The organism is Mycobacterium sp. 236(2023) (genome assembly GCF_029623955.1).
Classification (GTDB): domain Bacteria; phylum Actinomycetota; class Actinomycetes; order Mycobacteriales; family Mycobacteriaceae; genus Mycobacterium.
Genome location: NZ_JARSBP010000004.1, coordinates 342,166 through 368,774, shown reverse-complemented (window position 1 = coordinate 368,774; position 26,609 = coordinate 342,166). Strand labels below are relative to the sequence as shown.

General features: G+C 68.3%; 4 protein-coding genes. All 4 read left to right on the top strand.

What is annotated here, in order from left to right; all coding sequences use genetic code 11:
• Positions 1 to 128: 128 nt before the first annotated feature.
• From P9A17_RS18715 to P9A17_RS18700, 4 genes are read left to right on the top strand one after another with little or no spacing between them, the layout of a single operon-like run.
• Positions 129 to 377: an MbtH family protein gene (locus P9A17_RS18715; RefSeq protein ID WP_278040194.1), complete on the top strand. Its 249-nt coding sequence runs from the start codon at positions 129 to 131 to the stop codon at positions 375 to 377.
• Positions 374 to 2,101, top strand: coding sequence for an ABC transporter ATP-binding protein (locus P9A17_RS18710; RefSeq protein WP_278040193.1), 1,728 nt, complete (start codon positions 374 to 376; stop codon positions 2,099 to 2,101). The genes P9A17_RS18715 and P9A17_RS18710 overlap by 4 nt, the downstream gene beginning before the upstream one ends.
• On the top strand, positions 2,098 to 3,870 hold the full coding sequence (locus P9A17_RS18705) for an ABC transporter ATP-binding protein (RefSeq protein WP_278040192.1): 1,773 nt from the start codon (positions 2,098 to 2,100) through the stop codon (positions 3,868 to 3,870). The genes P9A17_RS18710 and P9A17_RS18705 overlap by 4 nt, the downstream gene beginning before the upstream one ends.
• Positions 3,871 to 3,914: 44 nt before the next feature.
• Positions 3,915 to 26,567: a non-ribosomal peptide synthetase gene (locus P9A17_RS18700; protein WP_278040191.1), complete on the top strand. Its 22,653-nt coding sequence runs from the start codon at positions 3,915 to 3,917 to the stop codon at positions 26,565 to 26,567.
• Positions 26,568 to 26,609 lie beyond the last annotated feature (42 nt).

The following is a 26,609-nucleotide window of genomic DNA, read 5'->3' as shown; positions in this document are numbered from 1 at the left end:
CTCCCAGGTTCGGGCTAGCCCCCTGTGGTTAGCCTTCCCTTTGATAGCATGCCTTCCGGTCGTGGCGGGCCCCAACATAACTCACGTCACGCGACCTTGACGGGGCCCCGACGTACGGGAGGAAAGTTTTGTCCAGCAATCCTTTTGACGATCAGGACGGCCGCTTCTTGGTGCTGGTAAACGGCGAGGAACAGTACTCTCTGTGGCCGACATTCGCCGAAGTGCCGACGGGATGGCAAACAGCATTCGGTGGTCCTGACGGAACAGATCGAGACAGCGCATTGCGTTTCGTCGAGGAGCAGTGGACCGACATGCGTCCGCGCTCACTGCGGGAACAGATGGATCGCACGAGCGCCGACGCACTTTCGCAGACTTGAGCGCCAATGGCACTGACGCTGATGTCAATTGGAGCGGCGTCGGTGTGCTGCGCCGCGCGATCACCCGTCACTGGCGGCAGCTGAGTTCCGGCTCGGCGCTGATAGCCGTCCACCAACTGTGCGAGGTATCGGTGCCGGTACTGATCGGCATCATCGTCGATCGCGCCGTTGCCACCGGCTCGGTTCCGGCGATCCTCACCTGGATCGCCGTCCTGGCGGCGTTGTTCGTCGTGCTCACGGTCGTCTACCGCTTCGGTGCACGCCTGCTGATGGCCGCGATTGCCCAGGAAGGGCACCTCCTGCGCGTCGAACTGTCCCGCAAGATCCTGAACCCGCTGGGTATCAGCACGGAATACAAGGTCGGCGAACTACTTTCGATCTCGTCAACCGACGCCGATGAAACCGCTTATCTCCTCGACTACATTCCGCGCCTCGTCGGTGCCGTGGTCGCGACAATCGCTTGCGGAGCGGTACTGCTGACCATTGATGTGCCGCTGGGTTTGATGGTCCTCGTCGGCGTGCCGATCGTGATGGCCGCACTCCAGCTCACAGCTCCGCTGATCGCCAGGAGGGTGGAGGATCAGCAGGCCGAAATCGGCCGCGCCACCGCACTGGCGACCGACCTGATCAGCGGCCACCGCCCGTTGCAGGGCATCGGCGCGCAGCACAACGCGGCCGCCCGGTACCGGCTGGCCAGCCGCCGCTCCCTGACCGCGACATTGCGTGCTACCCGGATCGAGAGCGCACATGCCGGGGCAGCCGCGGCCGCCGGTGCACTCACCGCGATGGTCGTCGCCGTCGCCGCCGCCTACTTCGCCATCACCGGAGACCTCACGCTCGGCCAGCTCATCACCGTCATCGGCCTGGCCCAGTTCCTTGCCGAACCCTTCGAGGTCCTCGCCATCCTCCCGAGTTCCGTCGCCGAGGCACGTGCGAGCGCCAACCGTGTCGCAGCCGTGCTGCGCGCACCGACCCGGCACAGGGCCGAATCGCCATCCGGATGCCCCGACCAGGACCGAGGCAGCCTGGCTGTGCACGATGCCCAGCACGCCGGCCTCGATGGCCTGTCTCTGCGTGTTCGCCCTGGCGAGTTCGTCGCCGTTCTCGCCGCGGAGTCACGCGACGCGACAGCGCTGATGGATCTGCTCAGCGGGACCGAGCGGACGCCCGAACTCGGCACGGTGCTGGTCAACGGCAAACGCATCGGTGAGATCGATGACGGACGGCGCCGCAGCACCCTTGTCGTCGAACACCATCAGGGCGACCTGTTCAGCGGCACGCTGGGCTCCAATCTGTCCATCTCGGGCGCATCCGCTGACGGTGATGCCGTCCGCGGCGCCCTGATCGCGTCGTGCGCGCTCGACGTCGTCGAGCTCTACGCCGACGGGCTCGACCACCCCGTCGTCGAACGCGGTGCGAGCCTGTCCGGCGGACAGCGGCAGCGGTGGACGCTGGCTCGCGCGCTCGCCGCAGACCCCGACGTGCTCGTCCTGCACGATCCGACCACCGCGGTCGACGCGGTCACCGAGCAGGCCATCGCCGACGGTCTGCGCGGCCTCCGATCCGCGCGCGGGCGCACGACGATCGTGCTCACCAGCAGCCCCGCGCTGTTGGCCGCGGCCGACCGCGTCGTGCTCATCAGCGAGGGCCGCGTGACGGGCGAAGGCACCCACGACGCCCTCGTCGACGCGCATTCGGCCTATCGAGGCTTGGTGACGCGATGACGATCAGCGAATCGAGCACTCCTCCGGTCCTGCCTGTCGCGACGATGTCGCGCACGTGGTCGTGGCTCGTCGGCGATCTGCGCACACGCCGAACCCAAACCATCGCGACCGTTCTGGTCGGACTCGTAGCGGCCGCCGTGGCGACCGTGCCGATCTACCTGTTGGGCTCACTCGTCGACCGGGTGGACGCCGGGAGCACCGTCGACAGCCTCGTCGGCCTGGCCACCATCATCGGAGCGGCCGCTCTGATCGGTGGGCTGGGCACCGGACTGTCCCGATACCTGATCACGCGTCTCGGTGAACACGCGGTGGCCGACCTGCGGGAGGACGTCCTGCGCAGGGCGCTGCACCTGCCCGCGACGACCGTCGAGGAGAGCGGCCGGGGCGACCTGCTTTCCCGCGTCGGGCCTGACGTCGCCGCCGTCGCCAAGGCCGTGTCGCAGGTACTCCCGGACATGCTCAACGCCTTCTTCCTCGGCGTCGTCACCCTCGTGGGCATGGCCAGCCTCGACTGGCGGCTGGGCCTCGCGGGTGCACTGTGCATCCCCGCCTACGTAGCGGGGCTCTGGTGGTACCTGCCGCGGTCGGGGCCCATGTACGCCGAACAGCGGATCGCGCTGGCCCGCCGCGCACAGGCCACCGTCGAGTCGATCCAGGGTGCCAGAACGATCGATGCCTACGAGGTGCACGGCACACACCTCGACGGCATCGAGCGCGCCTCGGCTCGCGCCCGCGACATTGAGGTCGGCGTGTTCACCTTGTTCACCCGACTCGTCGGCCGTGTCAACCGGGCCGAATTCATCGGTCTGACAGCCACATTGGTTGTCGGCTTCCTTCTGGTGCGGGGTGATGCGGTGACCGTCGGTCAGGTCACCGCGGCAGCGCTGATGTTCCATCGGCTGTTCAACCCGATCGGCATGATGATGTACAACTTCGACGAGATCCAAGCAGGCGCAGCATGTCTGGCCCGCCTCGTCGGTGTGATCGATCTTCGGCCGCCCGTCGAGGCGGCACCAGGTACGACCCGCACGCCCGCAGGCGCGGACGTCGAGGTGCGGAACGTGTCGTTCTCCTACGGCACCGGTCCCGAGGTGCTCCACGACGTCACGCTGTCGATCCCGGCCGGAACCCGCTGCGCGCTGGTCGGCACCACCGGAGCCGGGAAGACGACGCTGGCGGCCGTCGTCGCCGGGCTGTACCTGCCGGACCAAGGGCAGAGCTTCATCGGCGGAGTACCTGTCGCCGACATCGGCGACGACGAACTGCGCACGTGGGTGGCAACGGTCACCCAGGAGGTGCACGTCTTCTCGGGCGCGCTGATCGAGGATCTGCGACTCGCCGCGCCCGACGCCGACGAGAAGCAGATCTGGTCCGCACTGGACCAGGTCGGTGCCCGTGGCTGGGTGTCGGCACTCGACGACGGTCTCGACACCCTCGTCGGCGAGCAAGGCACGTCGCTGACCGCCGCACAGGCACAACACATCGCGCTGGCACGACTGGTGCTCGCCGATCCGAAGGTCGTCGTCCTCGACGAGGCGACCGCAGAAGCAGGCAGCGCCAACGCCGCCGAACTCGAGAGTGCGGCCATAGCAGCCACCGCGGGGCGAACCACTCTCGTGGTCGCTCACCGGCTGACGCAGGCCGCCACCGCCGACCAGATCGTCGTGATGGACGACGGTCGCATCGTGGAGCGGGGCACGCACGCCCAGCTGGTAACGCTCGGTGGACGCTACGCCCGGCTCTGGAACGCATGGAGCGCGCACAACTGACGCGCTACCCGACTCACAACTTAAACGAAGGAGGCGTGGGGTACGTGACCGCGGACTCGCTGGACATCGCCGAATTGCTCGAGGAGTGGAACAACCGGTCGACGCCGGATCAGACGTCGACGGTGCCCGAGCTGTTCGCCGCACAATGCGCGCGGACACCGGACCACGTCGCGGTCGTCGACGGCGGCCGCAGCTTGACGTACCGCGAGCTCGGTGAGCGCGTTTCCCAATTGGCACAGGCGATCACGCGGACCGGCGGCGAATCGGAATCCATGATCGCCATCGGGGTGCCGAGGTCGGCCGAGATGGTCGTCTGTGTACTCGCCTCGATGGTCGCAGGGGCCGCGTTCGTGCCGCTGGACCCGGGCTGGCCCGCTTATCGGCGGTCCCAGGTGCTCACGGACGCGGGGGCGCGGGCCGCGTTGGTTGCCGGATCCGACAGCAGTGACTGGGGCGTCGACACCCTGATGGTCGATCTTGCGGACTGGCGGTTCGGCGACGAACCCGCAACGCCGCCGGCAGTTCTCGTGCAGGAAGCACAACTCGCCTATGTGATCTTCACGTCGGGTTCGACGGGCAAGCCCAAGGGCGCGATGATCCGCCACGAGGCGATCGCGGAGCGGCTGCTGTGGCAGCGCGACCACATCCTCGGGTTCGGCGAGACCGATGCATCGCTGTTCAAAGCGCCACTGTCCTTCGACATCTCGGTCAACGAGATCCTGCTTCCCCTGGTCAGCGGTGGACGCGTCGTTGTCGCGGAACCCGACGGAGAAAAAGATCCCGACTATCTGCTCGGGCTGATCCGCGATCAGCACGTCACGTTCGTCTACCTGGTGTCGTCGATGCTCGACACACTGCTCGAGCTCGACCGTCTCTCCGGTGACAGCGCGCTCGCTTCCCTGCGCCACGTCTGGTGCGGTGGCGAGGTTCTCACGCCCAGCCTTTTCACCCGGTTCCGCAGTCAGCTGTCGACCACGCTGTACCACGGTTACGGTCCCGCGGAGGCGACCATCGGTGTCTCCCATGTCATCTACCGCGACACAGCCGAACGCATCGCGACATCGATCGGGCGCCCGAATCCGCACACGCAGCTCTATGTGCTCGACGAGGACCTGCGCCCCGTCCCCCCGGGTGTCGGCGGGGAACTCTACGCGGCGGGTTTCCTGCTGGGCCGCGGCTATGTCAACGCCTCGTCCCTGACCGCGTCGAGGTTCGTCGCGAATCCGTTCGACGACAGCGGTTCCCGAATGTACCGAACGGGTGACCTGGCACGCTGGAGCGACGACGGATCGCTGGAGTTCCTCGGCCGCGCCGACAACCAGGTCAAGATCCGCGGCCGCCGGATCGAGCTGGAGGAGATCGAGTCCCAGCTCGGCGATCATCCCGCGGTCCGCCAGGCCGTCGTGACCGTGCACCGGCAGGGCAATGCCGATCAGCTCGTCGGCTACATCGTGGCAGCAGACGGTTTCGACAACACCACGGACCTGCGTGCAGAAATCGGCGACTGGAGCCGGTCGCGTCTACCGGAGTACATGGTGCCCACCCAGTTGATCGGAATCGACCGGGTTCCGTTGACCGCCAACGGGAAAACCGACCGGCGCGCACTGCCCTCCCCCAACGCACCTGTCGCGTCCGGCGGCGGCCGCGAACCCCGCACGCCGCGTGAGATCGTGGTCGCCCGCGCGTTCGCCGAGGCACTCGATGTGGAGACCGTCGGTGTCGACGACGACTTCTTCAGCCTCGGCGGCGACAGTATCGTCGCGATCCGCGTCGTGAGCAGAGTGCGCGCTGCGGGCTACGCGCTGCGGCCCCGAGACATGTTCGCCCACCGGACCGTCGAGGCGCTCGCTCCTCTACTCGTCGAATCAACGCCCGTCGAACCCGAGGTCACCGACGCGACGGGACCTGCGCCCGCGACGCCGATCCTGCAGTGGCTCGACGAGGTCGGCGACGCCGCGAACGCCTCGACGCTCAACGGCTTCTATCAGGGCATGGCGCTGGTCACGCCGGCCGGCCTCACGCCCGCATCGCTGCGAGCCGTCGTCGACGCCGTCGTGGCACGCCATCACCTTCTCTCGGCTACGAGCACCGGCAACGCAGCCGAGCTGCATATCCCGGACATTCCCGCTCAGACCCCGCTGCTCACAGGTGATCTCGACGAGGGTGTGGCGTCGATGCGGGATCGGCTGCTGGCGCTGCTCGACCCCGCAGCCGGTGTGCTCGTCGCCTTCGGATGGCTCACCGGCGGCGCCGGATCCGGTCGACTGGTGGTGGTGGCCCATCACATCGTCGTCGACGGGGTTTCTCTGCGCATTCTGGCCGACGACCTCGCCGAGGCCCACCGGCGCTTCACCGAAACCGGCACCGCAGACCTGGCGCCCGTTCCGACGTCATGGCGCTCGTGGGCCCGCCAACTCACCGACGCGACCACACTGGGGACGTTCGACGGCGACCGGAAGTTCTGGGAAGTCGCCAGCGGTGTGGCCGAAACGCTTTGGGGCGAACGCACATTGGATCCCTCTGTCGACACTGTTGCCACCGAGGCGACGCTGACCGTCGAACTCGGCGCATCGGCCACCGATGCACTGCTGACGCAGGTACCCGGCCGCATCCACGGTCACGTCAACGATGCCATGGTGGCAGCCCTCTACCTCGCATTGCGGGGCTGGCTCGACAGCCGCGGAATCGCCGACGACGGACCGCTCCTGGTCGAGATGGAAGGCCACGGCCGCGAAGGACAGGTTGTCGGGGACGTGGACCTCGCCGAGACCGTCGGCTGGTTCACCACCCTGTACCCGGTCGTCCTCCACGCCGACGGCTTCGACTGGCGTGCAGCACTGACCGACAGCACGGTGCTCGGGGCCGCGGTGCGCTCGGTGAAAGATCAACTGCGGGCGGTGCCGTCGCACGGAATCAGCTACGGTGCACTGCGCTATCTCAACCCGACCGGCAGCGCGCTCGCCGTCACGCCGCAGGTGCTGTTCAACTATCTCGGCCGATTCGATACATCCGACCGGCCGTGGGCCTTCGCCGAGGCGGGAACCGCGGTGCTCGAAGGACGCGATCCTGCGATGCCGCTGCCGCGCCTGCTCGAAGTCAACGCCGAGGCGGCCGAGTCGGAATCAGGCACCGTGCTGCGCGCGACATTCAGCTGGCCCTCCGGCGCCGTGGCCGAATCCGACGTCACACAGCTGGCTCACCGCTGGGTCGAGCTGCTGGAGACCATCGCGGTCAGCGACGCCGTCTCCGGTCACAGCACATCCGATTTTCCGCTCGTGGACCTCGCCCCTGACGACGTGGCCGAGCTCGAGCTGCATTACCCGGGTCTCGCCGATGTGCTCCCACTGACCCCCGCACAGCAGGGCATCTACTTCCACTCGACGTTCACGACCCGCAGCGACCCGTATGTCGTGCAACAGCTCGTCGACATCCGCGGCCCGCTCGACGTCGAGCGCTTCCAGCGCGCCACCGAAACCGTCGCCGCACGACACCGGTCGCTGTCATCGGCCTTCACCACGCTCGCCGACGGCACGCCCATCGCGGTGCACGCTGCGCCGGGGCCACCGGATTTCGATGTCGTCGACGCCGGCGCGATGAGCGCCGATCGCGCCGACACCGTGGTGACCCAGCGCGCCGACTGGGAGCGGCGGCGCCGCTTCGACCTGGCCACACCGCCGCTGACCCGCTACACGCTGGTGCGCCGCAGTGACGAGCTGCACACGATGATCCAGACGGTGCACCACATCGTCGCCGACGGCTGGTCGGTCCCGCTCGTACTCGACGATCTGCTCGCCGCCTACACCGGCACCGACTTCGCCGGGCCAGCACCAAAATTCGCCGACTTCGTCCAGTGGCTCGGCGATCGTGACGTCGCGGCAGACCGCGCGGCCTGGGCCCCCGTGCTCGCCGGCATCGACGGGCCGACGCGCCTCGCGGCCTCCGACGGGATACAGATCAGCCGCCCCGAGCGACGCGGCTTCGGCCGCAGGACCGCCACTCTGACCGACCGCGCCACGGTCGCCACCGTGGCCGCGAGCGCGGGCGTGACCGTCAGCACCATGCTGCACACGGCGTGGGGGTTGACCGTCGGCTCACTGACGGGCCGCGACGATGTCCTGTTCGGCACCGTCGTCTCCGGCCGCGGCGGCGAACTGAACGGCATCGACACGATGGTCGGCCTGCTGGTCAACACCCTCGCGCTGCGGATGAGCTGGGCGCAAGGCGATGCCGCCACCACCGTGGCGGCCAAGCTCGCCGCGACGGAGTCAACACTGCTCGATCACCACCACCTGCCGCTGACTGAAGCCCACAGGATCGCGGGTGTCGACGAGCTGTTCGACTCGCTGGTGGTCATCGAAAACCTCGGTGCCACCGCGCATTCCGCAGGTGAGCTGCACCTGGGCGACATCAGCGTGGTCGAGGCCCCGCACTATCCGCTGACCGCGATGATCACCGTCAGAGACTCGATCTCCGTCACCGTGACCAACGACCGCGAGCGCGTGTCGGATGATTACGCCGACACAGTCGCTCAGGCGTTCGCCGACGTGCTCACCGCGATCACCGAAACACCCGAAATGCCGTGCGGAAGTATTCGCCTCGCCGAACCCGTTGCCGTCCAGCCGGTTTCCGGTGGCACGGTCACGGCACTGATCGGCGATGCGATCGCCGCCCATCGGGATACCACCGCGCTGGTGTCCGACACGGGATCCCTCACGTTCGCCGAGCTCGAGGCTCGCGCCGCCGCGCTGGCCCATCGTCTCGTCGATGCCGGCGTGCGGCGGGGTGACGTGGTTGCGCTCGGTATGTCGCGGTCAACAGACCTGGTGGCCGGCCTGTGGGCCGTCGTGCTGACCGGCGCCGCCTACCTGCCCGTGGACCTGTCGTATCCGCGGGCGCGGATCGACTTCATGCTCGGCCACGCCCGGCCGCGTGCCGTGCTGGTCGACGAGCGGGGGCGTGAACGGCTTTCCGAGATCGCCGAAGGCACCGTTATGGTCGACGCCGACAGTGCGGACATCTCCGGTCCAGCGTTCGTCCCCGTCACCGTCGACCCGCTCGACGCGGTGTCTGTGCTCTACACCTCGGGATCGACCGGTGAGCCCAAAGCTGTGGTGGGAACCCATGGCGCACTGGCGAACCGGCTCGCCTGGGCCGTCGCGGACTGGCCGGCCGAGGTTCGGTTGGCGAAAAGCTCACTGTCGTTCATCGACGGCACCACCGAGTTGCTGGCCGGCTTGGCGGCCGGCGCCGTCACCGTACTGGCCGGCGACGACGCCGTGCGCGACGGTCGCCGCCTCGCGGCGCTGATCACCGACCACGGAGTAGGCCAGCTCGTCGCCATTCCGTCGTTGGCCGCGGCGCTGGCCGAGGAGAACACCGCGCAAGTTGGTGCGCTCCAGCGCTGGATCGTCAGCGGCGAGGCCCTCACGTCGGAACACCTCTCCGCATTGCGCACCGCATGCCCGGGCGCCGACGTCGTGAACTCGTACGGCTCGTCCGAGGTGACCGGCGACGTCCTGACCGGGGTCCAGCACCCGGACGTGATCACGCTGGGCACCGCGGTACCAGGTACCGGTATCCGGATCCTGGGCCACGGCCTCACCGATCTTCCCGTCGGCGTCATCGGCGAGATCTACGTCAGCGGAGCCCAATTGGCCCGCGGATACCTGCGCCGGCCGGGCCAGACCGCCACCCGTTTCGTCGCCGCCCCCGATGGGCAGCGGATGTACCGCACCGGTGATCTCGGCGCCCGACTGCCCGACGGCCGCGTCGTCTTCGCGGGCCGCTCGGATGAACAGCTCAAGGTCAACGGCCACCGCGTCGAGCCCGCCGAGATCGAGGCCGCGTTGCGCCGAAGGCCGGGCGTCCTCGAGGCCTGCGTCGTCGCCGACGGATCCCGCCTGACCGCTGCCGTCGTCACCGACGGTGCCGCCCAGGGCGATCTGCTGTCGGAGATCGCGGCCGAACTGCCGCGGCACCTGGTCCCCTCTACTCTGACTGTCGTCGACTCGATCCCGTTGTTGCCCAACGGCAAACGCGACTTGGCGGTGCTGCGCCGAATGGTGGCCGGGCCGCCCGCCACCGGTGCCGCGGTCATCGCTGCGGCCGACGAACACCAGCAAGCCGTCCTCGATGTGATGGCCGACGTGCTCGGCGTCGATGTGCTCAGCGCCGGCGCCGACTTCTTCGCCAATGGCGGTGACAGCATCTCCGCGATCCGGGTCACGAGCCGGCTGGCACGGCTCGGTCTGCACGTGGCGACCGAGGATGTTTTCCGCGGGCGCAGCGCCATCGGTGTGGCGGCACTCGCCGACCGCGCGCAGGAACCCCATGACGAACACGAGACAGCGACGCGCTTCAGCACCGTCACACTGTCCGACGAGACACTGCGGCAGATCACCGATGCCGAGGCCGTCGAGGACATCTGGGCCATGTCGCCGCTGCAGCAGGGCGTCTACTACCAGAGCACCCTCGACGACTCCGCCAGCGCAACCTACGTCGCGCAGAACACCTTCGACTTCGACCGCCCCGTGGATGTGGACGGGATGCAGCGCGCGTTCACCGCCATGCTCCGTCGCCACCCGCAACTGCGGGCAGGTTTCCGCACGGTCGAACATGTCGAGGACGACCCGGCACCTGACGCCACCGGCCTCGTCCAGGTCGTCGTTGCCGACCCGCCGTCGGCGATCACCGTCGTCGACCTCAGCGCGCACACCGACGATCTCGGGAGCGCCGTGGCGCGTGTTGCCGATGCCGACCGTGTCACGCCGTTCGACATCGCGCATCCGCCACTGCTCCGACTGAGCGTGATCCGGCTGCCCGAGGGCCGCGATCGCATCCTGCTGACCTACCACTTCCTGTTGTTCGACGGCTGGTCCCGCGAGCTGGTGCTTCGAGAGTTGTTCTCGCTCTACGGTTCCGACGGCGAGACCGGCGCGATCGAGCCGCACGGTGAGGTCGTCACCCGGTACCTGCACTGGATCGACGCCATCGGGGAGGCAGAGGCCGGCGACGCTTGGCGCGCGCTGCTCGCAGGCCTGGCCGGACCCACTCTGGCCAGCGGCGTCGCCCCGGGCCATCCCGACGCCTTCGCCGGCACCGAACCGGGGCGCATCGTCGTCCAGCTACCCGAGCAGACCACACGGCAACTTCACACCACGGCAACCGAACTCGGCGTCACCCTGAACTCGGTGATCACCGCCGCGGTTGCATTGGTCACCGGCTACCACGCCGGAACCTCCGACGCCGTGATCGGCACGACCGTCGCAGGCCGTCCCGGTGAAGTCGTCGGCATCGACGAGACGATCGGGTTGTTCCTCAACACCGTGCCCGTGCGTGTCGATCTGTCACCCGGGAGGTCCGCCGCCCACACCGTCAAAGCCATCAGCGACCAACGGGTGTCAATGATGCGCCACGACCACCTCGGTCTCGGTCAGATCCAGCGCGCACACGGGGAAACCGCTGCCGCACTGTTCGATTCACTGCTCGTACTCCAGAACTTCCTCGGCGACGACACCTTCACCGATCTGGAATCCGAGCACGGCATCGTCGGTGTCGAGTATCACGACACCACCCACTTCCCCCTCACCTGGGTGCTGACACCCGGCCGGGAACTGACGGTCAAACTCGAACACCGCGTGATCGGTGACCGCCGCGCACACGAGATGGTGTCGCAGCTGCTCGCCGTGCTGACGATGCTGGCGCAAGTACCCGACACCGAGCTCGGCGGTATCCCGCTGACGGACCGCGACCGTGCCGACGCGCTGGAGCGGCGCTGGTCGGCGACCGGGCGTCCCGTCGAGCCGGTCACGGTCGCCGAACTGCTGGCACGGCAGGCCGATGCGCACCCCGACGACGTCGCGCTCGTCTATGGCACAGAGCGGCTGACCTACCGAGAATTCGACGACCGGGTGTCACAGCTGGCGCGCCACCTGAGAAACAACGGCGCCAGGCCGGAAACGTTTGTGGCACTCGCCCTTCCGCGTTCCATCGACATGGTGGTCGCACTGTTCGCGGTGCTGCGCGCCGGGGCGGCGTACCTGCCGCTGGAGCTGGATCTACCGATCGAGCGGCTACGGACCATCATCGTCGACGCCGGTCCGGCGTTGCTTCTCACCACCGCAGCCAACACGGAACTGGCCGAATGCGGTCGGGAACACGACGCCACGGTCGTCTCGATCGACGATCCGGCGACCCGCGAGACGATTGCGACGACTGCGTCCACACCGCTGACCGAGGCCGAGCTCGGTGCGTTCGCGTCGGGGGCCGAGCGGCTGCAGCACCCCGCGTACCTGATCTACACGTCGGGATCGACCGGCACGCCCAAGGGTGTGCTCACCGGCTATGCGGGCCTGACCAACATGTACTTCAACCACCGCGAGGCGATCTTCGCCCCTACCGTCGCGCGGGCCGCGGGTCGCAACACGCACTCGGACACACTCAATATCGCCCACACCGTGTCGTTCTCCTTCGACATGTCCTGGGAAGAACTGTTCTGGCTCGTCGAAGGACACCAGGTGCATGTCTGCGACGAGGAGCTGCGCCGCGACGCGCCCGCCCTGGTCGAGTACTGCCACACCCACCACATCGACGTGATCAACGTGACGCCGACCTATGCGCACCACCTCCTCGACGCCGGCCTGCTCGACGGGCACACGCCGGCCTTGGTGCTACTCGGCGGTGAGGCCGTCAGCGAGCACGTCTGGACGGTACTGCGCGATCACCCCGACACCGTCGGCTACAACCTGTACGGCCCCACCGAATACACGATCAACACACTCGGTGGTGGCACCGACGACAGCACGACCGCCACTGTCGGAGCGCCGATCTGGAACACCCGCGGGTACATTCTGGACGCCGCGCTGCGCCCGGTACCTGATGGCGCCGTCGGCGAGCTGTACATCGCCGGCGCCGGTCTGGCGCGCGGCTATCACCGCCGGCCCGGCCTGACATCAGCCGCCATGGTGGCCGACCCGTTCGTCTCCGGCGGCCGTATGTACCGCACCGGCGACCTGGTGCGCCGCCGCGACTCGACCGGTGAACCTGGAATCCTCGACTACCTCGGCCGCGCCGACGACCAGGTGAAGATCCGTGGCTACCGGGTCGAACTCGGGGAGGTCGAATCGGTGCTTGCGGGCGCTGACGGCGTCGGCCGTTGCGCAGTCGTCGTCAGGTCGGGGTCGGGCACCCCACCCGTGAAGTCACTTGCCGCCTACGTCATTCCAGCACACGAGGTCACCGACAACGCTGAGTTCATCACCACCTTGCGTGACCATCTGGCGGCCAAACTTCCGTCGTACATGGTGCCGACACGCTACGGCGTCGTCTCCGAGCTGCCGCTGACCATCAACGGCAAGCTGGACGTGTCTGCTCTGCCGGAGCCCGTCGCCGCCACCGCGGGGCAGACGCGCGCACCGCGCGGTGAGCGCGAATCGCTTCTGCTGGGCATCATCTCGACTGTTCTGGACATCGCCGGCGTCGGCGTCGACGACGACTTCTTCAGCCTCGGCGGCGACAGCATCTCGTCGATCGCGGTCTGCGGCAGGGCCAGGAAGGCCGGGCTGCACATCACCCCTCGCGACATCTTCCGACGTCGGACCGTCGCGGCCCTGGCCGCGGTCGCCGAACTGACTGGGCAGGACGCGTCCACAGGACCGGACACCGGCGTCGGCACTGTCTCCCCCACCCCGATGCTGGCCGAGACAGTGCAGGCCGCCACCCCGCTGGCCAACTTCTATCAGTCGATGGTCGTCGGCACACCTGCAGGCATCACCGAGCAGCAGCTGGCCGATCTGCTCGGCGCGCTGCTGGTCGCCCATCCCATGCTGAGGGCGACGCTCGACGAGACACCCGGCGGCTGGACGCTCACCGTTCCCGAGTCCGCCTCGGCCACGGCGCCGGCACTGACGCGCGTCGAGGGCGCGCTGACCGAGCCCGACGTCGACGCGGTGACGGCAGCCGCGGCGGCCCGGCTCGTCCCCGCCGACGGCACCATGCTGCAGGCGGTCTGGTATGACACCCCCGGCGCCACAGGGCAATTGCTGCTCGTCATCCACCACCTGGTGATCGACGGAGTGTCCTGGAGGATCCTGACCGAAGATCTCGCGCGTGCGTGGCGCGAAGTCACCGCCGGGCGGTCGGCCCGGCTCGACGACGTCGCCACGTCGTTCCGGACGTGGGCCGACGCCATCACGACGACCGATCGGTTCACCTCCGAAGCGCCGTATTGGAACGACATCCTGTCGACCCCCGACCCCGATCTGGGCCGCCGCGCACTCGATCCGGCAGTCGACACCGCGGAAACCGTTCGCAACCTGACGATCTCATTTCCCGCCGAGGTCAGCGGACCGCTGCTGTCCGCAGTGCCTGCAGCGTTCCACGGTGGTATCAACGACGTCCTGCTGTCGAGTTTTGCTCTCGCGCTCGCAAAGTGGCGCGACTCGGGGTCCGGCGCCGTACTCCTCAACCTCGAAGGACACGGTCGCGAAGCAGAGCTGGTACCGGGCGCACTGGATCTGTCCCGCACCGTCGGCTGGTTCACGTCGATCTATCCGGTGCGCGTCGATCCCGGGATGCTGGAGTGGGACGACGTCATCGCCGCCGGGCCGGCCTTGGCGGCCGCGGTCAAGTCGACCAAGGACCAGCTGCGCGCGGTGCCGAACCGCGGCCTGGGCTATGGCGTGCTGCGCTATGTGGACGGCGCCGCGCCGGTACGCGGTCAGGCACCGCAGATCCTGTTCAACTATCTGGGTCGGTTCGCGGGCGGATCGGGCCGCGCATGGGAGCCCGTCGCCGGAATCGGCGCTCTCCGAGAGGGTGTCGACCCCACCAACCCTGCCGGCGCTCTCGAGATCAACGCGCTGGCCGAAGACGGACCGGGCGGGGCCGTGCTGACCGCGACGCTGGCATGGCCGGAAGGCCTGTTCGACGAAGCCGACGTCGAGGAACTCGCCGGGCTGTGGCGCGACGCGTTGGAAGCGCTGACCCGCTGCGACGCCTTGACGGGTCACACACCGTCTGATTACCCGCTCGTCCGCCTCACGCAGGCCGATGTGGACGCGCTGGTTCGGACGGGCCCGGTCGAGGACGTGCTGCCGCTGCTGCCGTTGCAGGAGGGGATGTATTTCCACAGCGTGTACGGCGAGGGCGTGGACACCTATCAGGTCCAGCAGATCGCCACGCTGTCCGGAGCGCTCGACGTCGACGTGCTGCGCGCAAGCATCGACGCCGTGGTGGCCCGGCACCAGGCGCTGCGGGCCAGCTTCCGCGAACTCGAGGACGGCACGGTGGCGCAGGTGATCTGGGCGCACACCCGTGTCGAATTCGAGATTTCGGATGGACCGCTGGACACCGTTGCACATCAACAACTCTCGCGGACGTTCGACCTCGCCGACGCCCCGCTGGTCCGCTACACGCTCGTGTCTCTCAACGACAACGAGCACCGGCTCATCCAGACGATGCACCACATCATCGCCGACGGCTGGTCGTATCCGGTGATCTTCAACGACATCGTCGCCGAATACAACGACACGGATGCCCCAGCCATCACCGCCACGTTGCGCGACCACATCGAATCGGTGTTCAGCGGAGACCGGGAGGCTGCTCGGCACGCGTGGTCGGCCGCACTGGAAGACGCTGAACCATCTCTGCTCTACGGAGAAATTGCCCACGAGGTCGGAGAGCACCGCAGCCATGTCCGGCGGTTGTCTGCCGACCTGACCTCATCGCTGACGCGACTGTCGCGTGAGCGCGGGATCACGGTGTCGACGGCGCTGCACGGGGCGTGGGGACTGCTGCTGGGCAGGCTGCTCGACAGGACGCGGGTGGTCTTCGGATCCACGGTGTCAGGCCGCGGCGGAGACCTCACCGGCGTCGAATCCGTTGTCGGGCTGCTCATCAACACCGTCCCAGTACCGATGACATGGGACGCTCGGACCACCATCGCCACCGCGTTCGCCGAACTGCAGGAGCAGCAGAGCGCACTGCTGGATGCCCAACAGGTGGGGCTGGCCGAGTTGGCGCGCCTGGCCGGCGTACGAGAATTCTTCGACACGATGGTGGTCGTCGAGAACTTCCCGGCGACCGGGGAACACCAGGATGGCCGCACCCTGACGTTCGAGGGGTTCACCGGCACCGATGCACCGCACTATCCGGTTGCCTTCGTCGCCTATCTCGACGAGCAGCTGACCGTCGAGATCAAGTACGACGCCACCGTCGTCAGCGAAGCCGAGGCGGGCCGGCACGCCGAACGGATCGAGCAGATTCTGGCTGCCTTCGTCGAACGGCCCGAGGCCGCGGTCGGCGCGCTCGACGTGCGCACCGAGGCTGAGCGCCGGTTCACCGCCGATTCACTGTCGCGGCCCGGCCCGGCCCGCACCCTCGCCCAGGCGTTCGCGACCGCGGCACAGCGGAACCCGGGTGCCGTCGCCGTCACCGCGGGCACCCAGACGCTGACGTACGCCGAACTCGACGAACGTGCCACAGCGCTCGCCCGCGCCCTGGCCGCGTCGGGGGTTGCGCCAGGGTCCCGGGTCGCCGTCGCGCTTCCGCGGTCGACGGATCTCGTCGTCGGCCTCCTCGCCGTCATCAAGGCCGGCGCCACCTACGTGCCGCTCGACATCGACTCTCCCGCCGCCCGGCTGAGCCACATCGTCAACGACTCCGCGCCGTTGTGCGTGCTGACCGACCGCGCCGATCGCTTACCGGGAGTGTCCGCTCCTGAGATGCTGATATCTGTTGCTGCACAGCAGCATTCAGTAATGTCTGCGCTTCCGGCTGCCCACCCCGACGATGCCGCCTACATCATCTACACCTCGGGGTCCACCGGCGCACCCAAGGGTGTCGCGGTGAGCCACCGCAACGTCGCGGCCCTGTTCGACAGTGCCGCCGAACGTTTCGACTTCCGCCCTGACGACGTGTGGACGATGTTCCATTCGGCGGCCTTCGACTTCTCGGTATGGGAGCTGTGGGGCGCCCTGGTGCACGGTGGCAGGCTCGTGATCGTCGACGGAGCCGACGCCCGCGACCCCGAACGGTTCGCGAGACTGCTCGAGACCGAGCGGGTGACGGTGCTCAACCAGACCCCGTCGGCGTTCTACCCGCTGATCGGGGCCGACCGACGCATCCAACCGGCGCTGTCACTGCGCTACGTCGTATTCGGCGGGGAGGCATTGGATCCCGGTCGGCTGACCGGCTGGTACGAGCGCCACGGCGACGGGCCCGACGCACCGCTGCTGGTCAACATGTACGGCATCACCGAGACGTGCGTACACGTCTCCCACCGCCCGTTGTCCGCGGCCGACGCGGCGGGTGACCGCCGCAGCGTGGTCGGTGGCCCGCTCCCCGGACTGCGTATCCATCTGCTCGACCGGCAGCTGCGTCCGGTCCCCGCCGGCGTGGTCGGCGAGATGTACATCGCGGGTGGCCAGGTGGCGCGCGGTTACGTGGGCAGGCCCGGACTGACCGCGGCGCGCTTCGTCGCGAATCCGTTCGACGCCAACGGCGAACGTCTCTACCGCAGTGGCGACACCGCGATGTGGACCCATGACGGCGAACTCGTCTACGTCGGCCGCTCCGATCAGCAGGTCAAGGTCCGCGGCTACCGCATCGAACTCGGCGAGGTCGAATCCGCGCTCGCGGCGCTCGACGGTGTGAGCAACGCGGCCGCGTCCGTGCAGACCGACGACAACGGCCGCACGACCTTGGTCGGATATCTGGTTGCAGCTGATGCGCTCGACATCGGCAAGATTCGCGCCGTCCTCGCCGAACGGCTGCCCGACTACATGGTGCCGTCGTCGTTCGTGCCGCTGGCGGAGTTGCCGTTGACCGTCAACGGCAAGCTCGACCGCACCAAGCTGCCCGACCCTACGGTCACCCTCGCGAACGAACCACACCCCGCACCTGCCGGCTCCGATACCGCCGCCCAGATCGCGGCGCTGTGCAGTGAGATCCTGCACGCCCCTGTCGGAGTCGATGACGACTTCTTCACGCTGGGCGGCGACAGCATCGTCGCCATTCAGTTGGTCAACCGTGCCCGGCGGGTGGGTCTGCAGTTCACCCCTCAGAACGTCTTCGTCGCGCGGACACCTTCCGCGCTGGCAGAAATCGCAGCGGCTCCGGCTACACCGGTTGCTCCCACCCAGGAACCGGCAGCCGAACCCGGCGAACTGCCTCCGACTCCGATCGTGTTGCGGCTCGCCGAACTCGGTGGCTCGATCCGCCGGTTCAACCAGGCCGAGCTGCTGTTGACGCCCGCCGGTCTGCAGGCCGGCCATCTCGATGCCGCGATCGCGGCCGTGGTCGGCCGCCACGACGCCCTCCGGCTGCGGCTGGTGCGACCGGTGCCCACACTGTGGACGCTGGAAACCGTAGCCGAACAACCGGTTTCCGTCACCCGGGTGGACGCAAGCCGATTCGGTGACGATGAGCTGGCCGAGGCGATCGCCCAGCATTCCGATGCCGCCGCCGACCGTCTCGATCCGGAGGCGGGCCACGTCCTGCGGGCTGTCTGGTTCGACCGCGGCACTGCCGACCAGGGCAGGCTGCTTCTTGTCGTGCACCACCTCGCCGTCGACGCAGTGTCGTGGCGGATCCTGATCGACGATCTCAGCGAGGCGTGCGTGCAGGCCCGGTCGGGTCGGGCTCCGACGATTCCCGCGGTGCCGACGTCGTACCGGTCGTACGCCCGCGCGGTCAACGAGAATGCGCAGCAGGCCGCCAGGCTCGCCGAATTCGAGCACTGGACAACCACACTCGCGCCCGGCGGTGAGCTCGACCCGTCGTCCGTCGCGATCGGCCTGACCGTCGGCGCCACCCGTGAGCACGAGATCGCACTCACGGTCGACGAGACCGCGCCGTTGCTGACATCCGTTCCGGCGATGGCCAATGCCGACATCACCGAGACATTGGTCACCGCACTGCATCTCGCCGTGGGACGGTGGCGGGCTGCACGCGGCGGATCGGCGGATGCTCCGCTCGTGCTCGACCTGGAACGCCACGGGCGGGACCGCTGGGGCGACGCGCTCGATCTGTCCCGGACGGTCGGCTGGTTCACCGCGATCGCACCGGTGCGTCTCGACGCGCTCGGTTCTGACGACACTCTCGGTTCAGACGGCACGGTCAGTTCGGACGACATGGTCACCGCGCTCGCGACAGTCAAGGAGACGCTGCGGGCGGTGCCCGACGGTGGTGTCGGCTTCGGCCAACTGCGCTACTGCAATTCACGGACCGCCGCGGCGCTCGCGCGGATGCCGGCCCCGCAGGTGTTGTTCAACTACCTCGGCAGGTGGAGCTCCGGCGGTGACGGGGACTGGCAGACGGCCCCCGAGGAGCCGATGCTGCGGACGGCACCCGATCCCGACCTGGGGACACCGTATCTGCTCGAGATCAACGCCCATTGCGACGACACCGCGGACGGACCACGGCTGCGCGCCGTGTTCACCTACGCAGACGGCGAATCGGCCGGTGAACTGACCCAGGACGCCGTCGAGCAGCTCGCCGGCCATTGGGCTGCTGTGCTGCGCGACTTCGCCGACGTCACGGGCAAGCCCGCGTCGTCGGTGCTGACTCCGTCGGATCTACCGCTGGTGTCGCTGACCCAGCAGCAGATCGAAGCCGTCCTCGCGGCGGTTACTGCGCCCGTGGAGACGATCTGGCCGCTGTCGCCACTGCAGGAGGGCGTCTACTTCCAGGCCCGGTACTCCCCCGCGGCCGTGTACATCGTCCAGAACGTGTTCGACTTCGCCGAATCTGTGGATGTCGATGCGTTGCGTAGCGCCTACTCGGCGGTGATGCGCCGCAACCCGGTGCTGCGGTCGGCGTTCTGGGCCGATGACGTCCCGGCGCCGGTGGCCGCGATCGTCGCGGATCCGGTGTGCGAACCCGAGGTCGTCGACCTGACCGGACTGCCCGAGAACGAGGTCGCCGCGCGGCTGCAGCAGCTCACCGACGACGACCGGCTGCGAACCTTCGACCTGTCCGATCCGCCGTTGGCGCGGTTCACGGTGGTGCGTACCGACACCGTCGACCGGTTGATCTTCAGCTATCACTTCCTGCTGCTGGACGGCTGGTCACGTGAGCAACTGCTCCGTGAACTGTTTGCGCACTACACCGCTGCGCGGCGCGGTGAACCCGTCGATCTGCCCGCGCCACACGCCCAGTTCACCGACTATCTGCGATGGCTGCGCGGGCGGGACACCGCCGCGTCGGCCGGTCGGTGGGCAGACGCACTCTCCGGCCTCACGGCACCGTCGCTGTTGGTGCCCGCCGCGGTCGGCACCGAGCCGGCGCTGGCGCTACGCCTGGAGTTCATGCTCACCGACGACGAGACGGTGGCACTGACCCAGCGTGCCCGCGTGTGCGGAGTGACCCTCAACGCCCTCATCTCGACCTCGCTGGCGCTGGTGATCGGCTATGAAACCGGCAGCGACGACGTGGTTTTCGGGTCTACCGTGGCTGGACGGCCGACGGACATCGACGGTATCGACGACGTCATCGGCTTGTTCCTCAACACGGTGCCGACCCGGGTTCGACTACATGCCCGGCGTTCGGCGGCCGACACGATGCGGGCGGTGCAGAACGACCGCCTCGAGCTGATGGATCACGAGTACCTGGGTCTGGGCGACATCCAGCGCGCAGTGATCGCCGGCGACCGCGACAACGGCCTGCTCGCCGGAGGCAGTCCGCTCTTCGACAGCCTGTACGTACTGCAGAACTTCCTCGACGACGACACGTTCACCGACATGGAAACCGAGCACGGGATCGTCGGCCACGATTCGATCGATGCCTCGCACTACCCGCTCACCTGGGTGGCCTCACCGGGAAAACGGTTGTGGGTCAAGCTCGAATACCGCCCCGACGTGGTCGAACGCGCCCGAGCCGAACGGCTGCTGGCGCGGCTACAGCAGGTACTGCTGCATCTGGCGGCCAGCGACGACAGCGATCCGCTCGGCAATACGCCGCTGATCCTGCCCGCCGAACAGTCCGGCCTGGAAGCACTCGGCACCGCGACACGTCACGCTCTCCCACCGCAGACGGTGACAGATCTACTGGCCGAACGCGCCGCGCTATCGCCGGACCTCACCGCGATGGTGTGCGGTCAGGCCACCATCGGCTACGGCGATCTCCAGACCCGGGTCAACCAGCTCGCGTGGACGCTGCGCGGCCGCGGCATCGGGCCGGGATGCACTGTTGCGCTGGCGATCCCGCGCTCCATCGATGCCGTGATCGCGCTGTTCGCCGTACTGCGCGCCGGTGCCGCCTACCTGCCGTTGGAACTCGACTACCCCGACGACCGGCTCGCCGTCATGCTCGAGGACGCGGGTCCCGTCGGTGTGCTCACCGCCCGCGCGGTGTCCGAACGCATCGCTGCGCTCGTCCCGCCCGACTGCCCGCTGACCGTCCTCGACGACCCCGCGACCACCGCGGAATGCGCTGCAGCGCGGTCAGACTGGGATGGTTACAGCCCGGGCAGCGCGGAGCCTGCCTATGTCATCTACACGTCCGGCTCGACGGGCAGGCCCAAAGGCGTCGTCACGCCGCACCGCGGACTGACCAACATGCACCTGAACCACCGCGAGGCCATCTTCGCGCCGGCCATCGCGAAAGCCGGTGGTCGTCGCCTGCGTATCGCCCACACCGTGTCCTTCTCCTTCGACATGTCGTGGGAGGAGCTGCTGTGGCTCATCGAAGGCCACGAGGTGCACATCTGCGACGAGGACCTTCGTCGCGACGCCGAAGCGCTCGTCGCGTACTGCCACGAACACCGCGTCGACGTCATCAACGTGACCCCCACCTATGCCGCGGTGCTCTTCGAGCAGGGACTGCTCGAAGAGGCCGGGCACCCGCCGGTGCTCGTGCTCCTGGGCGGCGAAGCCGTGTCCGCCGCGGTGTGGAACCGGTTGCGTGACAGTGACACCACCTACGGCTACAACCTGTACGGACCCACCGAGTACACCATCAACACACTCGGCGGCGGCACCGATGACAGCGCCACTCCGACCGTGGGACAACCGATCTGGAACACCACGGCACACATCCTCGACGGCTGGCTGCGCCCCGTTCCGGATGGAACCGCCGGTGAGCTCTACATCGCGGGTGCCGGACTTGCCCAGGGCTACCTCGGCCAGCCCGCCCTGACAGCGGGCCGGTTCGTCGCAGACCCGTTCGCGATACCGGATGCCGACGTCGATGCCCGCATGTACCGCACGGGCGACGTCGTCATCCGCAGGCCCGATGGCAATCTCGAGTTCCTGGGCCGGTCCGATGACCAGGTGAAGATCCGCGGTTACCGCGTGGAATTGGGCGACATCGAATCCGCGATCACCGCGCATCCGTCGGTCGCGCAGGCCGCGGTGATCGCCCGGCCCGACCCGAGCACCGCAGGCGGTCACCGCCTCGTCGGTTTCATCGTCCCGACCTCGACCGACCCCGGCGATCTCGTCGACGAACTGCGCGGCCACCTGAAAACCGTGCTGCCGGCGTATATGGTGCCGTCGGCCATCGGCGTCCTCGACCGATTGCCGTTGACGGACAACGGGAAGCTCAACGTGCGGGCGCTGCCCGACGTCGCCGCGTCCGACGTCCAGGACTCCGGGAGGGCCCCGGAATCAAGCAGGGAGCACGCCGTGTGTGCACTGTTCTCCGACATCCTCGGTCTCGAGGTGACCGGCGTCGACGCCGACTTCTTCGCCCTCGGTGGCCATTCCCTGTCGAGCATCAAACTCATCAACGGGATCCGGACGGCACTGGGCGCCGAGTTGTCGCTGCGCGACGTGTTCGACCACCCGACCGTGGTGGAGCTGGCGGCCCATATCGCAGGAGAGCCGGCGCAGACGACCTCGAATCGCCCGACGCTGACCAGTGGTCCCCGACCGGACATCGTGCCCGCCTCTGCGGCGCAGGAACGCATGCTGATCGTCGACCGGCTCGGTGAGACCGGAACGGCCTACAACTATCCGCTGGTGTTCACCGTCGGCGGCCAATTGGACGTCGACGCGCTGACCGACGCCCTCGGCGACGTTCTCGATCGTCACGAATCACTGCGAACGGTCTACCCCGAACGCGACGACGACTTCACCCAACTGGTGAAGCCCGCAGGGACCCACGTTCCCGTCGACGTCATCGACTGCACAGCAACAGAACTCGCCGCCCAGATCGAGCGCCAAGTACAGCATCGATTCGATCTCTCGACGGAGATCCCGTTGCGCGTCACGCTGCTACGGCACGACGACTCGTGGACGGTGGTGCTGCTTCTGCACCACATCGCGACCGACGAGTGGTCCGACGCACCGTTCCTGCGTGACCTCGACAGCGCCTACCTGGCGCGTGTCGAGGGCAGGACACCGGACTTCGAACCGCTGCCCGTCCACTACGCGGACTACACCCTGTGGCAGCGCGACGTGCTGTCCGCGGTGGCAGACCGACAACTCGAGTTCTGGCGCCGGCAACTCGCCGGTGCGCCCGACGAACTCGCGCTGCCCACCGACCGTCCGCGCCCGACCGTGCCGACGGGCGCCGGCGCGACCCTGCACCACAACCTCTCCGCGCCGACCGCAACCGCGTTGCGGCGCCTGGCCCGAGACCGCCAAGCGAGCATGCTGATGGTGCTGCACGCAGCCGTCGCCACGCTGTTGCACCGCCTGGGCGCGGGTACCGACATCGTCGCCGGCACGCCGGTCGCCGGACGCGACGAGGCAGTCCTGAGCGAGGTGGTCGGGCTGTTCGTCAACACCGTGGTGCTGCGGGTCGACGTCGCAGGCAATCCGACGTTCGCCGAACTCATCGCGACGGTCCGCGACTCGGATCTGGCTGCGTTCGCCCACGGCGACCTCCCGTTCGACCACATCGTGGAGGACGTGAACCCGCCCCGGATCGCGGGCCGCAACCCGCTGTTCAACGTCTTCGTCGGATACCACCGCCGCGACGGTGGCGACGCGTCCATGTTCGGCCGTCCCGCGCGGTGGAGCGAACCGCCAACGCATGCAGCGATGTTCGACCTCGGGTTCACCCTCATCGACGAGTCCGACGGCGGATCGATGAGCCTCATGGCGGAGTACAGCGGCGACGTGTTCGACGCCGAGACCGTGCAGACGATCACCGGGCGTCTGGCCGCGGTGCTCGATGCCGCAGCCGCCGACTCCTCCATCCGCCTGAGCGAGATCGCCATCCTCCGTGATGCGGAACGCATATCCGTTGTCGTCGACCGCAATTCCACCGACCACGAGGTCGAGGACCTCTGGTTGGGCGCCCTCGTGTCAGCGCAGGCGCGGCGCACCCCCGACGCAGCGGCCGTCATCTGCGAGGACGAGCGCCTCAGCTATGCCGAACTCGACGCGTGGTCGGACAGATTGGCCGGCAGTCTCATCGGTCGCGGCGCCGTCCCGGGCACCATCGTCGGAGTGAGCCTGCGCCGGTCGGTCGACCTGGTCGTGGCGCTGGTGGCGGTGGCCAAGACCGGATCCGCGTTCCTGCCGCTGGATCCCGAGTACCCCGCCGACCGGTTGCAGTACATGGTGTCCGATGCCCGCCCCTCGGTCGTCGTCGACGACGCCGGTACGGTCCGTTCGGCACGCACCGGCGTCCCACCCACGCCGCTGACGAGTGTCGAGACGGCCGCATGGGCGTACGTGCTCTACACATCAGGCTCGACCGGAACCCCGAAGGGCGTCGCGGTGCCGCATGCGGGCATCGTCAACCGCATCGCCTGGTTGCAGCACGCCTATCCGCTCGACGGGACCGACCGGATGCTGGTCAAGACGCCGATCAGCTTCGACACGTCCGTCTGGGAGATGTTCTGGCCGTTGAGCGCTGGGGCGGCCCTGGTGATCGCGCAGCCCGGCGGGCACCGCGACCCGGCCTATCTCGCCGACGTCATTCGCCGACACGGAGTCACGGCGGTCGACTTCGTCCCGTCGATGCTTGAGCTGTTCCTCGACGGCCCCGCCGCACGGGACTGCACGTCGCTCACCCGCGTCACGGTCGGCGGTGAAGCGCTCAGCGCGGACGTCGCACGGCATTTCGCGCGCACGTTCCCAGGCACGCCGCTGCACAACCTGTACGGGCCCACCGAGGCATCGGTCGACGTACTCGGTTGGACGGCCGACGACGGCCCGGTCTCGCTCGGCGTGCCCGGGTGGAACGTGCATGCCTACGTGCTCGACGAGTACCTCCAGCCGGTGCCCGACAACAGTCCGGGTGAGCTCTACCTCGCCGGTGTCCAGCTCGCCGACGGCTATCTCGGCCGGTTCGCGCTGAGCGCAGAACGGTTCGTCGCCAACCCCTTCCACAGCGGAACAGGCCACGGCGACCGGATGTACCGCACCGGAGATCTGGTCCGCTGGCGTGGGACGGATCCCGCGGCGCTCGAGTATCTGGGGCGCACCGACGATCAGATCAAGCTGCGCGGTGTCCGCATCGAACCGGGCGAGATCGAGACGGTACTCGCACGGCATCCGGCCGTCTCGTCCGCGCGCGTCATCGTGCATCAGGACCGGTTGGTGGCCTACGTCGTCTGTCCGGCAGGCTGTGACACCGAGGCGCTGCGGGACCACGCCGCGTCGTCGCTGCCGAGCCACATGGTTCCGTCCGCCTTTGTGACGGTCGAGTCGTTCCCCTTGACACCGAGCGGCAAGCTCGACCGCCGGGCGCTTCCCGCACCGGAGTACAGCACCGTCACGGGGCAGGCACCGGTCGACGACGAGCAACGGCGGGTGTGCGCGCTGTTCGGTGACATCTTGGGCCTCGGCACCGATACGGTCGACGATGTCAACGCGGATTTCTTTGCACTGGGCGGTCATTCGCTGCTGCTCATCCGCCTTGCGGCGGCCATCCGTCGCGAGTTCGGCGTCGAGATGCCGATCACCGAGCTGATGACCGCGCCGACGCCCGCCGCCGTCGCGGCCCGGCTGACGGGCAGCGGCGCAGCCGCGGACAGTCTCGCACCGGTCCTCGAGTTGCGCGGCGCAGGATCGGCGCCACCGCTGTTCTGCATCCACCCGGCCAGCGGTCTGGGCTGGCAGTTCGCCGGACTCAAACGCTATGTCCCCGAGCAGATCCCAATCTATGCACTGCAGTCGCCGACGTTGCGCGGAGCCGCGCAACCAGAATCGATCGCCGAGCTCGCGGCTGACTACGCCGACCGCATCGCCGACATCGCCCCCACGGGTCCGATCCGTCTGCTCGGGTGGTCGTTCGGCGGATCGGCGGCCATCCTGATCGCGCAGGAACTTCGCCACCGCGGCCGCGACGTCAGTTTCGTCGGGATGCTCGACACCCGCACCGACGCTGACCCACAGGAGAATTTCGACGCCGAAGCGGTCTTGGGCTCACTGTTGCGCGAGATGGGTTTCGCAGTCGCACCCGGGAAGCGGATGACGGTCCCCGATGCCGTCGCGCTGGTCCGGGACAGCGACGATGCGATCGCGGTACTGGACGACGAGCAGATCGCGGTGGTGATCGAGAATTACGTCGCGGCCGAACGACTCACCGCCTCGGCCGAGTACGGCAGCTACAGCGGCGACGTCTGGTTCGTGGATGCGGTGCAGCTCGAGATGGACCTGCAAGGGATCGCCTCGGAGGGCTGGAGAGCCCACGTGGCCGGCGAACTGCGGGTGGTGCGCGCCGACTGCAGGCATTCCGAACTCATGGACTCGGCGACCCTGGAGACGATCGGACCGCTTCTGGCGGAACAACTTCAGTGAGACAGGCCCCCCGACAAGACCGAGCCCCGCCAGCGGACCGGC